Origin of the sequence: Flavobacterium sp. TAB 87 (genome assembly GCF_001529295.1) — a bacterium.
Taxonomy (GTDB): domain Bacteria; phylum Bacteroidota; class Bacteroidia; order Flavobacteriales; family Flavobacteriaceae; genus Flavobacterium.
On record NZ_LLWK01000030.1, the window covers coordinates 1 to 12,913 of the forward strand.

A 12,913-nucleotide genomic window follows, 5' to 3' on the forward strand; every position below is an offset into this window, starting at 1 on the left:
ATTCTTCCTTGTCAGTATCTCAAATAACTTGCGCCTTTAGCGGGGTGCAAATGTAAAACGTTTTTTCTTACTACACAAACTTTATTTTGATATTATTTTTGAAGAAAATCTCCGCTGTAATATCTCAATTCGTAGTCAGTAAAAAGTAGAACGTGTCGCTGTTGCGGGTGCAAAAATAGTCACTTTATTTACATAAACAACCCTTTTTATTGCATTATTTCAATCTTTTTTTTTAATAAATTCTTAACTCTTTGGAAACCTTAATCTTGTGAACACTTTACACTATTGTCTTTTTAGCCTTTTACATCGCTTTCGATCGGTTTCTTAGGATTTACGTGGGGTATTTGCTTTTACTCTACTCCTCTTTCTTGCTTCTGGTGGGATTTTACGAGAATATGTTGGGTATTAACTTTTAACTCTTTTAAAACTTCACTCTTTTTATTGGGTTTTGAGAGGTTTCTTTGTCACTTTATAATAATGCTAGAACTTCGAACTCGATTCAGTTAATTTTACTGCTGTATTTACTCCTTATATATAGGTCGCAGAAACTTGCTTGATCTGGAACACAAAATTTAAGCAGAATAGCTAAATCCTAGCCCTGGTAGCAGCGGCATCCTTCTATTGCTTTTTTTAAGCAATAGAAGATACAGCGAATGACAGGAAATAGCTCCTAAATATAAAAAACCTTCGTATACCTATATATTACGATAGATGTTGAAAGATTTATGAAAAGATGATTACCATGGAAATAATTTTTACTTAGATCGTAAATTAATCTCAAAGACGAATTGGAAATGTAAATGTTAATTTATAAAGCCAGAATATGAGATTTTTGAAATTCAACTCAGAGCAAGCAAGAAATTCAAATTTATCCATGCGCTTAACAATACCATTGATCCTTTACTAAAGCTATCATGAACAACAAAACACGTTTAACAAACTCAATGATTTATTGAATAGTTAAAAATAAAAAAACCTCCAAAATCAAAAGATCTTGAAGGTTTATATTCTGTGGGCGATGAGGGGTTCGAACCCCCGACCCCCTCGGTGTAAACGAGGTGCTCTGAACCAGCTGAGCTAATCGCCCTTTCTTAAAGGTGTGCAAATATACAGCTAGAATCGGTAATTGCAAGCCTATTTTAAAAAAATTTTGAATATTTTTTGTGTATCCCTATTTTAGGTTTAGAAACCAGCAATTTAGCCCACTTAGTAAAAATGTAATTTTTTTTGTATTCAAGTGGTATAGTTATACATTTGTAGCAATAAATTAAAAATAAATGGCAAGATTTAAAGAAAACGATTTACCGAAAGCTAAATTAGACTCTAATTCCCTTCAAAAAGCACTACGAATTTTCAAATATGCTAAAAATCATAAATGGAAATTTTTCCTCGGTTTATTCTTCTTATTGCTAACCAGCGCTACAGCACTCGCTTTTCCGAAATTAATGGGAATGCTGGTAGACTGCGTAACCAATAAAGATTTGGGAAAAGCAAACCAAGTCGCACTAGGACTAATGGTAATCTTAGTTCTACAAGCCATTTTCTCTTTCTTCAGAATTTATCTTTTTGTGAATTTTACCGAAAACTCACTCTCTAATATTCGTTTTGCACTGTACGAAAATCTGATTAAATTACCCATGTCGTTTTTCTCACAAAAGCGTGTTGGTGAACTAAACAGCCGAATTAGTGCTGATATTTCGCAATTGCAAGATACCTTTACTACAACAATCGCCGAATTTTTGCGTCAGTTAATTTTGATTATAGGTGGTTTTATAATTTTAGGAAACATTAGTCCTAAGTTAACTTTTATGATGCTTGCAATTGTGCCTTTGGTTGCTGTTGCTGCCGTAATTTTTGGTCGTTTTATTCGTAAATACGGTAAAAAAACACAAGATAAAGTGGCAGAAAGTCAAGTCATTGTCGAAGAAACTTTGCAGGGAATTACCAATGTAAAAGCATTTGCAAATGAGTGGTACGAACTGCAACGTTATAAAAATAAGATCACAGAGATTGTAAAAATTGCAATTAAAGGTGGACAATATCGCGGCTACTTTGCTTCATTTATTATTTTATGTCTGTTTGGTTGTGTAGTTGCTGTGGTTTGGTATGGTATTACGTTGACTATAAAAGGTGAAGTTGAAGGTGTTGGAGATCTTATCTCTTTCATTTTGTACACTACTTTTATAGGTGCTTCTTTTGGAGGAATTGCCGAAATGTATGCTCAAATTCAAAAAGCAGTTGGAGCAACGGAGCGTGTTTTTGAACTTTTAGACGAAGTACCAGAAAAGATAAATTCTAGTCCAAATCCGATTGTCGAAAAAATCAAAGGTAATGTTTCCTTCAATACTGTTTCTTTTAGCTATCCTTCACGTAGCGAAATTGCCGTTTTAAAAGATGTTAGTTTTGAAGCTAATTTTGGTCAAAAAATTGCTATCGTTGGACCAAGTGGTGCAGGAAAATCTACAATTGCTTCACTCCTGCTTCGATTTTATGATATCGATAATGGCGAAATACTAATTGATGGAAAAAGTATCTATGACTTTGAATTAGAAAATTTGAGAGGCAATATGAGTATCGTTCCTCAAGACGTTATTTTATTTGGAGGTACAATTAAAGAAAATATTGCTTATGGTAAGCCAGATGCATCTGATGCAGAAATTATGGAAGCAGCCAGACAAGCCAATGCATTGAACTTTATCGAAGGATTTCCAGAAAAAATGGAAACATTGGTGGGAGAAAGAGGAATCAAACTTTCGGGAGGGCAACGCCAACGAATTGCAATTGCTAGAGCTTTGCTGAAAAACCCTAGTATTTTAATTTTAGATGAAGCTACCTCGTCACTAGATAGCGAAAGTGAAAAACTAGTTCAAGAAGCACTTGAAATTTTGATGGAAGGAAGAACTAGTTTTATAATTGCTCACCGTTTATCAACTATACGTAAAGCAGATCAGATTTTAGTTTTAGATGGTGGGAAAATTACCGAAAAAGGAACGCACCAAGAACTTATCAACTTAGAAAATGGGACTTACAAAAATTTAAGTAATTTGCAGTTTACCAACAACTAATGATATAGGCACACAAGATTACAGTTCATTATAAAATAAAAAAGATTTCACAATACGTGAAATCTTTTTTGTTATTACTTAAATATTTTTTGTAAGTATTATTCTTTTCTTCTTTTTCGTTCTGTCTTAATCAGAGTCAACTCGCGATTGGTTTGACCGGCCACAGAAGTATTTTCTTCGGCACGGCGAATCAAGTACGGCATAACATCTTTCACAGGTCCAAACGGTAAATACTTCGCTACATTATATGCGTTTTCGGCGAGGTTGTAGCTAATATTATCGCTCATGCCGTATAGCTGCCCAAACCAAATGCGTTCATCATCATTTTTAATGCCTCGCTCTTGCATCATTCTCATTAATTTATAAGAACTAATTTCGTTATGAGTACCTGCAAAAATGGACATTTTATCAATATGATCTAACATATACATAACTGCTGCATCATAATTTATATCGGTTGCTTCTTTTGATACACAAATGGGCGACACATAATTTTTTTCTACCGCTCTCGCATTTTCTTTTTCCATGTAGGCACCACGAACTAATTTCATACCAATAAAAAAGCCTTCCTTTTTTGCAATTTCATGCAATTTTTTTAAATAATCCAAACGATCCCAACGATACATTTGCAACGTATTAAAAATAATCGTTTTTTGGGTATTGTATTTTTGCATCATATTAAAGACCAACTCGTCCGCAGCATCTTGCATCCAGCTTTCTTCGGCATCAATTAATAAAGCAACGTCTTTGCTATGTGCGGCACTACAAACAGTATCAAAACGAGCCACAACTTTTTCCCACTCTGCTTGTTCTCTATCATTCAATTGCTTTTCTGCACCTACTCTTTCAAACAATTCAAACCGACCTAAACCAGTTGGTTTAAAAACTGCAAATGGAATTGCCATACGTTCTTTTGCAAACTCAATTGTTTTGAGCGTCATCATTAGTGCGGCCTCAAATTGCGCCTCTTCTTCTTTTCCCTCTACAGAATAATCTAAAACTGAAGAAACTCCTTTAGTATACATTTTATCAACAACCGACAAACAGTCGTCTTCATTTACTCCTCCACAAAAATGATCAAACACAGTAGCACGAATTAATTTTTCGACTGGCAAATTCGCTTTCAAAGCAAAATTAGTAACGGCAGTTCCTATTCGAACCAAAGGTTGATTGGCAATCATCTTAAAAAGAAAGTAAGCGCGCTCTAACTCTGTATCGCTTTTTAATGAAAACGCAACTTGTGTGTTATTGAAAATATTTTCCATTATTTGTTATATTTTTATGCAAATATAGAGAGAGTTTAAATAGAATTTAGTTAAAAATGACTTATTTTGTACTTTCAATAAACCTATAAAAACATGGAATCAATACAAGCCAATAATTACCCTATTCATTTTAACGAGAAGGCTTATGAAGCGTTAAACAACCACTTGCAAGAGCACAAATATTCTAAGATTTTTATCATTGTTGATACTCAAACTAATGAATTTTGTTTGCCTGAGTTTTTACCGTTACTAGCAACCGAAATTAGTTTAGAAATTATTGAATTTGACTCGGGAGAAATCAATAAAAATATTGATACATGCATCGAGATTTGGAAAGTATTAACCGAATTAGGTGCCGATAGAAAATCGTTGATTATTAATTTGGGAGGAGGCGTTGTTACTGATTTGGGAGGTTTTGTGGCATCAACTTTTAAACGAGGCCTTAATTTCATACATGTTCCAACAACATTGCTATCCATGGTTGATGCTTCTGTTGGAGGGAAAACTGGAGTTGATTTAGGGAATTTAAAAAACCAAATTGGTGTTATTAATGTTCCTACAATGGTCTTAATTGATACCAATTATTTACAAACACTTCCACAAAATGAAATGCGTTCAGGCCTTGCCGAAATGCTAAAACATGGTTTGATTTACGATAAAAAATATTGGGAGCAATTTTTGGATTTAAATGCAATTGATTTTGCCGATTTTGATGCGCTAATTTACCGATCTGTTGAAATTAAAAATGAAATTGTAAAACAAGATCCTACTGAGAAAAACATTCGCAAAGCTTTAAATTTTGGTCATACCTTAGGTCACGCGATCGAAGGATATTTTCTGGAAAATGAAAATAAGACAACTTTGTTACATGGAGAGGCAATTGCCATTGGAATGATTTTAGAAAGCTATATTTGCTTAGATAAAAAGTTAATTACTGAACAAGAATACCAACAAATAAAACAAACTATTCAGAATATATACACGGATGTTGATTTTGAAGAAGCCGATATTGACCCAATTCTTGATTTATTGATACATGACAAAAAAAATGAGTACGGATTAATTCAGTTTGCGCTTATAGATGGAATCGGTAAAATAATTATTAATCAATCAGTTGAAAATGCTTTAATACTCGAAGCTTTTAAAGATTATAAATCTTAGTCTTTTTTTAGTACAAAAGCTTTGGTTTGCGTTTATATTATTTTTTACATTTGCGCCAATGAAACGGAATCAAAATACCAAGCAGTTTAGTTCGCATAGAAACAAAAGCAATAGTTCTTTGATAAGAATATTGAACCGTTTTTATGGCGTAATACGAAATTTTTGTTTCGATGTATTTCAACTCTCTAAAGCAGAGCATGGAAATTTAGAAATTGTGTATGCAAATATTAGGGTTTGATTTTTAGACCGCATTAATAATCTAAAATTTAAAAATCTCAAATATTTAAAAATAAATGAACACAAAATATTCAGATCTAATCAATCAAACCTATTATTTTCCTCAAGAAGAATTCAAACTAAATAAAGATAATCTTCAGTTTCATAACATTGACTTGATGAAATTGGTAGAGCAATATGGTACGCCCTTAAAGTTTACGTATTTGCCTCAAATTACAAACAATATAAAAAAAGCTAAAGCTTGGTTTAGAAGTGCGATGGAAAAAAACAATTATGATGGTAAATATTACTATTGTTATTGTACTAAAAGCTCTCATTTTGAATACATTATGAATGAAGCTTTTAAAAATAAAATTCACATCGAAACTTCATCTGCGTTTGATGTTAACATCGTTGAGAACTTACTAGAAAATGGTAAGATAAATAAGAGCACTTACGTACTTTGCAACGGATTTAAAAGAGACGAATACGTTACAAATATTGCACGATTAATCAACAACGGCCATAAAAATGCGATTCCGATTATTGATAATTTTGAAGAATTAGAGTTGTTGCAAGCTCAAATTAAAGGGAAATTTAAAATTGGTGTTCGAATAGCAGCTGAAGAAGAGCCTAAATTTGAATTTTATACTTCACGTTTAGGTATTGGTTACAAAAACATTGTTCCTTTCTATAAAAGAGAAATTAAAGAAAATAAAAATTTGGAACTGAAAATGTTGCACTTTTTTATTAATACTGGTATCAACGACAATGCCTACTATTGGAATGAGCTGGTTAAATGTATCAAGGTATATGTTTCGCTTAAAAAAGAATGTCCAACTTTAGACAGCTTGAATATTGGTGGTGGTTTCCCTATCAAAAACTCGTTGGCTTTCGAATACGATTATCAGTACATGATTAATGAAATTATTAATCAGATAAAAATTGCTTGTGACGAAGCTGAAGTGGCTGTTCCAGACATTTTTACAGAATTTGGATCTTTTACCGTAGGTGAAAGTGGCGGTGCTATTTATCAGATATTGTATCAAAAGCAACAAAATGACAGAGAAAAATGGAACATGATCGACTCTTCATTTATTACTACTTTGCCGGATACCTGGGCGATAAACAAACGTTTTATCATGTTGGCTGTAAACCGTTGGAATGATACGTATGAACGAGTTCTATTGGGTGGATTAACTTGTGATAGCGATGATTACTACAATTCTGAGCAGAACATGAATGCTATTTATTTACCAAAGTACAATAAAGAAAAACCGCTGTATATTGGCTTCTTTAACACTGGAGCGTACCAAGAAACAATTGGTGGTTTTGGCGGATTGCATCACTGTTTGATTCCTCAGCCGAAACACATTTTAATAGACCGTGATGAAAACGGAATCTTAGCGACCGAAGTATTTTCGGAACAGCAAACATCTGATGAAGTTTTAAAAATCTTAGGTTACCAAAAGAAACAATAAAAATTAACACTTTAAAAAACTTCTGTATATAAAATTTAGTATTTTGCAGAAGTAATTTTGTGTAAAAAAACTTTAAATAAAAAGGATAATGAAAGGACCAATAAGTCAATTTCTAGAGAAGCATTATTTGCATTTTAACTCTGCTGCTTTAGTAGATGCGGCCAAAGGCTATGAACAACAACTAGCTAATGGTGCTAAAATGATGGTAACTCTTGCAGGAGCTATGAGTACTGCCGAAATCGGAAAGATTTTTGCAGAAATGATTCGTCAAGATAAAGTACAAATTATCTCTACAACTGGTGCAAATCTGGAAGAAGACATCATGAACCTAGTAGCGCATTCTCATTATGAAAGAGTGCCAAACTATCGTGATTTAACTCCAGAGCAAGAGTGGGATTTAATGGAAAGAGGTCTAAATCGTGTAACGGATACTTGTATTCCAGAACATGAAGCATTCCGTCGTTTGCAAAAGCATATTTTTAAAATTTGGAAAGATGCTGATGACAAAGGAGAACGTTATTTACCGCATGAATATATGTACAAAATGCTTTTGTCAGGCGTTTTAGAAGAATATTACGAAATTGATTTAAAAGACAGTTGGATGTATGCTGCGGCAGAAAAAAACTTGCCTATTATTTGTCCAGGTTGGGAAGATAGCACAATGGGAAATATTTTCGCATCCTACGTAATCAAAGGAGAATTGAAAGCTTCTACGATGAAATCTGGAATTGAATACATGACTTTTTTGGCTGATTGGTATCCAAAAAATTCAGCTAACGGAATTGGATTTTTCCAAATCGGTGGTGGAATTGCAGGAGATTTTCCAATTTGCGTGGTTCCGATGTTGTACCAAGATATGGAAATGCCAGAAACTCCTTTTTGGAGCTATTTCTGTCAGATTTCAGATTCTACAACAAGCTATGGATCGTATTCTGGAGCAGTACCAAACGAAAAAATTACTTGGGGTAAACTGGATATTAAAACTCCAAAATTCATTATTGAGTCGGATGCAACCATTGTTGCTCCTTTGATTTTCGCATATTTATTAGATTTATAGTAGAACTTTATGAAAAGAGTAATAGTTGATTACGCTAAACTTACGAACGAAATTTTAAACTTATTAGTTGAAAAATTTCCTGATGGTTACGATGATTCGGATGTAATCCGTTTTCGAAATGCGAAAAACGAGCTGATTGAAGCCGTTGAAGTTCGTACCGAGGACACTATTTATTTAGTAAAAATTAGTACTAAATTAGCCGATAGAATCGAAAATTATGACGAAGACGACGAAATTGATGTAGAAGTTGATATTATCGAGCCAATCAAAGGCCTAGATATCGACGAGGATATCGATGACGAAGATGAAGACGATTCAGATAAACCAGACAAAGATGGCGAAGACGATGATGATGAAGACAAAGATGTTGCAGAAGACGATGAAGAGGACGAAGACTAATCACTCATTCTATTACAGATAAAAAAAAGGGCTATAAATTTTATAATTATAGCCCTTTTTCTATTTGCTGAAAATCAATCTATTTCTGGCGTTCTTTTAATACTGCAACCACATCATTCAATTGAAAACCTTTAGCTTGCAACAGAATAAGGTAATGAAAAAGTAGGTCGGCGCTTTCGCTTAAAAACAAGTCGGCATTGTCATCTTTAGCTTCAATAACCACTTCAACGGCCTCTTCTCCAACTTTTTGCGCGATCTTATTGATGCCTTTCTCAAACAAAGAAGCCACATAACTTTTCTCCGAATCAGCATTTCCTCTTCGTACCTTAATGGTATTTTCTAACTGCGAAAGAAATCCGAAATTCTCGTTGTTCGGCTCTTGCCAACAAGTATCTGCTCCTGTGTGACATGTTGGTCCAGCAGGTTTTGCCTGAATTAACAGCGTGTCACCGTCGCAATCGTTCTTGATGTCGACAAGGCTTAAAAAGTTACCACTCTCCTCGCCTTTCGTCCAAAGTCTTTGTTTAGAGCGGCTGTAAAATGTTACTTTTTGAGTATCTATGGTTTGCTGCAGCGATTCTTCGTTCATGTAACCCAACATCAACACATTTTTAGTTACTGAATCCTGAATTATAGCCGGAATTAAACCGTGTGCGCTTTTTGTGAAATCTACGTTCATATTTTAAGTATTAAGTTTTAAGCTGTAAGTATTAAGTAAGTCTATCTAAAAAGTTTTATTTATTGATACGATTTTGCACTTAATCCGTACTACTTACTATTTCATCCTTACGACGATATTATTATTCTTCAATTCTTCTTTTAACGCTTTAATTTCAATTTCTTTAAAGTGAAAAACACTGGCGGCTAAAGCGGCATCTGAATTTCCTTCTATAAAAGTATCTACAAAATGTTGGATATTTCCCGCGCCACCAGAAGCGATGATGGGAATGTTAATTAAAGTCGATAATTTAGCTAACGCTTCGTTTGCAAAGCCATTTTTGGTGCCGTCGTGATCCATTGATGTAAATAAGATCTCTCCAGCACCACGCGTCGCAACTTCTACTGCCCAATCAAATAAATTCAGTTCTGTTGGTACTTTTCCACCGACCAAATGCACGATCCATTGTCCGTCAATTTGCTTGGCATCGATAGCAACCACGACACATTGTGATCCGAATTTTTGTGCCAAGTCGTTGATTAATTGCGGATTTTTGACAGCCGATGAATTAATTGACACTTTATCTGCACCGTTGTTTAGCAAAACGGCAACATCTTCGACAGACGAGATTCCGCCACCAACGGTAAAGGGAATATTGACTTGTGAAGCCACAGAACGAACCATATCGATTAACGTTTTTCTGTCTTCCTCAGTGGCCGAAATGTCTAAAAAAACCAACTCATCTGCTCCTTCATCTGAATACAGCTTTGCCAATTCTACAGGATCTCCGGCATCACGCAAATCAACAAAATTTACGCCTTTTACGGTTCTTCCGTTTTTGATATCTAGACAGGGGATTATTCTTTTTGCAAGCATGATTTTTGTTATTGTTACGCAGAGATTCGCAAAAGAGTCACAGAGTTGCCCAAAAATTTTGTGGATCTTTGCGATTTCTTTGTGCTGCTTTGCGAAATTATCTATTTATTTAAAATATAGTTTTCCAATTGTTTCAACGTGATTCTTCCTTCGTAAATTGCTTTTCCAATGATTGTTCCTTCGCAACCTAATTCGCCTAATTTAGGTAATTCGTCAAAGGTTGAAATTCCACCCGAGGCGATTAGTTTTATACCTTTTGCTTCTGCTAAAATCTTTTCGTACAAATCAAAACTTGGACCTTCTAACATCCCATCTTTGGCAATATCAGTGCAAATTACATACTGAATTCCCTTAGATAGATATTCTTGAATAAAAGGAACTAATTCTTGATCAGAATCTTCTAACCAACCTGAAATAGCTACTTTTTCATCTTTTGCGTCAGCGCCTAAAATGATTTTATCCGAACCGTATTCTGCAATCCATTTCTCAAAAATTGCTCTATTTTTTACAGCAATACTTCCACCTGTAATTTGGTTGGCACCACTTTCAAAAGCAATTTTCAAATCAGCATCCGACTTTAAACCGCCACCAAAATCAATTTTTAATTTGGTTTGAGAAGCGATTTGCTCCAATATTTTGTAATTGACAATTTTGCTCGATTTTGCACCATCCAAATCTACTAAATGTAAATATTCGATTCCGTGCGCTTCGAATGATTTCGCTACTTCTAGCGGATTTTCGTTGTAAATTATTTTGGTATTGTAATCTCCTTTGGACAAACGAACGCATTTTCCGTCGATGATGTCTATAGCTGGTATTATTCTCATTTATTTAAGTCTTAAAGTTTCATAGTCTAAAGTTGTAAAGTCTCTAAAATTCAAATTATATTTTTAAAAAATTGCCTAAAATTTTCTCTCCCACATCACCACTTTTTTCTGGATGAAATTGGGTTCCGTAGAAATTATTATTTTCTAAAGCCGAAGAATATTCTAACTCGTAATCTGTAGTTGCAATGGTTTCATCGCAAATTGGCGCATAAAAACTATGTACCAAATACATGTATTCTTTGTCGGCAATTCCTTTGAAAAGATCTGATTTCAAATTGTAAATAGTGTTCCAACCCATTTGAGGCACCTTTACTTGAGACGTAAATTTAATTACATTCACATCAAAAATCCCAAGTCCCTTTGTATTTCCTTCTTCGGATGATTTACACATCAATTGCATGCCCAAACATATTCCTAAAACGGGTTGCTTTAAGGTCTGAATCAGCTTATCCAAACCACTTTCTTGCAGCATTTGCATCGCTGAACTCGCCTCACCAACTCCTGGGAAAATAACTTTATCTGCGCTTTTTATTTCGTCAGGATTGTTACTCAAAACTGCTTTGTAACCCAATCTTTCGATAGCAAACATAATACTTTGAATATTTCCTGCACCGTAATTTATAATAACTATATTCACTTGTATAAGTATTAATTATTAAGTCGTAAGCATTAATTATTTAAATACTTAACACTTACAACTTACTTCTTACATTTAAAGCATCCCCTTCGTTGAAGGCAAAATCATTTTCTCTGTATCTCTTTTTACAGCGACTTTTATCGCTTTTGCGAAAGCTTTAAAGATGGCTTCGATTTTGTGATGTTCATTATCGCCTTCCGCTTTGATATTGATGTTGGCTTTTGCACCATCAGAGAATGATTTAAAAAAGTGAAAAAACATTTCTGTTGGCATCTTACCCACCATTTCGCGTTTGAATTCGGTTTCCCAAATCAACCAATTTCTACCACCAAAATCGATAGCAACTTGCGCTAAACAATCGTCCATAGGCAAACAGAAACCATAACGTTCGATTCCTAATTTATTTCCTAATGCTTTAGCGAAAACTTCACCAAGAGCAATAGCTGTATCTTCAATAGTATGATGCTCGTCTACTTGTAAATCACCAACCACTTTAATCTCTAAGTCCATTTGTCCGTGACGCGAAATTTGGTCTAGCATGTGGTCAAAAAAGGCAATTCCGGTATCAATTTTACTTTGTCCCGTTCCGTCCAGATTCAAATTAATGTAAATATCGGTTTCATGTGTTTTTCTAGTTATAGAAGCCGTACGTTCTTCGAGTTTTAAAAATTCATATATTGTTTTCCAATCCATAGATTGCAAAACAATGGTATCGTTTAGCTCTTCTCTTTTAGCACTGATTTCTTCGCTTCCAGCTCCATCAGTAGTATTCATAAAAATAGCTTTGGCACCTAAGTTTTTAGCTAATTCTACATCAGTCAATCGATCTCCAAGAACAAATGAATTTGCCAAATCGTAATTTGGATTATCAATATACTTAGTTAACATTCCGGTGCGTGGTTTGCGTGTTGGCGCATTGTCTTCAGGAAAAGAACGGTCCACAAAAATATCATCAAAAAGTACCCCTTCGTTTTCAAAAGCTCTTAAAATGAAATTTTGAGTAGGCCAAAAGGTATCTTCAGGAAAACTAGCTGTTCCTAAACCATCTTGATTGGTTACCATTACCAACTCAAAGTCTAACTCATTGGCGATTTTAGCCAAATATTGAAAAGCTTTGGGATAAAATTCTAATTTATCTAAACTGTCTAATTGGTATCCTTCTGGTTCCAAAACAATCGTTCCGTCACGATCTATAAAAAGTACTTTTTTCATTTTTTTATTTTTTTAAAACACGAATTTCACGAATGTAAACGAATTGAAATTTCGAAGTT

At 34.2% G+C, this 12,913-nt stretch carries 11 protein-coding genes and 1 tRNA gene; 5 read left to right on the top strand and 7 right to left on the bottom strand.

What is annotated here, in order from left to right:
* Positions 1-1,012: 1,012 nt before the first annotated feature.
* Positions 1,013-1,087: transfer RNA gene (locus AP058_RS02945), tRNA-Val, on the bottom strand.
* Positions 1,088-1,277: 190 nt separating this feature from the next.
* Here AP058_RS02945 and AP058_RS02950 point away from each other — a divergent pair.
* A complete protein-coding gene (locus tag AP058_RS02950) occupies positions 1,278-3,065 on the top strand; it encodes an ABC transporter ATP-binding protein (protein ID WP_066306786.1) in 1,788 nt (595 codons plus the stop codon).
* 98 nt (positions 3,066-3,163) lie between these two features.
* Here AP058_RS02950 and AP058_RS02955 read toward each other — a convergent pair whose 3' ends face one another.
* Positions 3,164-4,330, bottom strand: a complete 1,167-nt coding sequence (locus AP058_RS02955; protein WP_066306788.1) for a proline dehydrogenase family protein — start codon at positions 4,328-4,330, stop codon at positions 3,164-3,166.
* Positions 4,331-4,423: 93 nt separating this feature from the next.
* Here AP058_RS02955 and aroB point away from each other — a divergent pair, with 93 nt between their 5' ends.
* The 4 genes from aroB to AP058_RS16825 all read left to right on the top strand — a co-directional run bounded on the left by aroB (position 4,424) and on the right by AP058_RS16825 (position 8,644).
* On the top strand, positions 4,424-5,491 hold the full coding sequence (gene aroB / locus AP058_RS02960) for a 3-dehydroquinate synthase (RefSeq protein ID WP_066306789.1): 1,068 nt from the start codon (positions 4,424-4,426) through the stop codon (positions 5,489-5,491).
* A 293-nt stretch (positions 5,492-5,784) separates the two neighbouring features.
* The gene (locus tag AP058_RS02965; RefSeq protein ID WP_066306791.1) at positions 5,785-7,188 is read left to right on the top strand and encodes an arginine decarboxylase; all 1,404 of its coding nucleotides are present in this window, start codon (positions 5,785-5,787) and stop codon (positions 7,186-7,188) included.
* A gap of 88 nt (positions 7,189-7,276) precedes the next feature.
* Positions 7,277-8,245: a deoxyhypusine synthase family protein gene (locus AP058_RS02970; protein WP_066306792.1), complete on the top strand. Its 969-nt coding sequence runs from the start codon at positions 7,277-7,279 to the stop codon at positions 8,243-8,245.
* A 9-nt stretch (positions 8,246-8,254) separates the two neighbouring features.
* Positions 8,255-8,644 carry a DNA primase gene (locus AP058_RS16825; protein ID WP_066306793.1) on the top strand — a complete coding sequence of 130 codons (390 nt, stop codon included), beginning with the start codon at positions 8,255-8,257 and terminating at the stop codon, positions 8,642-8,644.
* Between the two features lie 79 nt (positions 8,645-8,723).
* On the opposite strand, the gene hisIE is transcribed toward AP058_RS16825, so the two are convergent.
* From hisIE to hisB, 5 genes are all read right to left on the bottom strand, one after another.
* Entirely contained in the window at positions 8,724-9,323 is a 600-nt protein-coding gene (gene hisIE / locus AP058_RS02980; RefSeq protein ID WP_066306795.1) for a bifunctional phosphoribosyl-AMP cyclohydrolase/phosphoribosyl-ATP diphosphatase HisIE, read from the bottom strand.
* Between the two features lie 96 nt (positions 9,324-9,419).
* On the bottom strand, positions 9,420-10,178 hold the full coding sequence (hisF, locus tag AP058_RS02985; RefSeq protein ID WP_066306796.1) for an imidazole glycerol phosphate synthase subunit HisF: 759 nt from the start codon (positions 10,176-10,178) through the stop codon (positions 9,420-9,422).
* A 101-nt stretch (positions 10,179-10,279) separates the two neighbouring features.
* Positions 10,280-11,005: a 1-(5-phosphoribosyl)-5-[(5-phosphoribosylamino)methylideneamino]imidazole-4-carboxamide isomerase gene (gene hisA, locus AP058_RS02990; protein WP_066306797.1), complete on the bottom strand. Its 726-nt coding sequence runs from the start codon at positions 11,003-11,005 to the stop codon at positions 10,280-10,282.
* A 55-nt stretch (positions 11,006-11,060) separates the two neighbouring features.
* Positions 11,061-11,642 (bottom strand): imidazole glycerol phosphate synthase subunit HisH, encoded by a 582-nt coding sequence (gene hisH / locus AP058_RS02995; protein WP_066306799.1) that lies wholly within the window; start codon positions 11,640-11,642, stop codon positions 11,061-11,063.
* Between the two features lie 75 nt (positions 11,643-11,717).
* Positions 11,718-12,854 carry a bifunctional histidinol-phosphatase/imidazoleglycerol-phosphate dehydratase HisB gene (gene hisB / locus AP058_RS03000; RefSeq protein ID WP_066306800.1) on the bottom strand — a complete coding sequence of 379 codons (1,137 nt, stop codon included), beginning with the start codon at positions 12,852-12,854 and terminating at the stop codon, positions 11,718-11,720.
* Positions 12,855-12,913 lie beyond the last annotated feature (59 nt).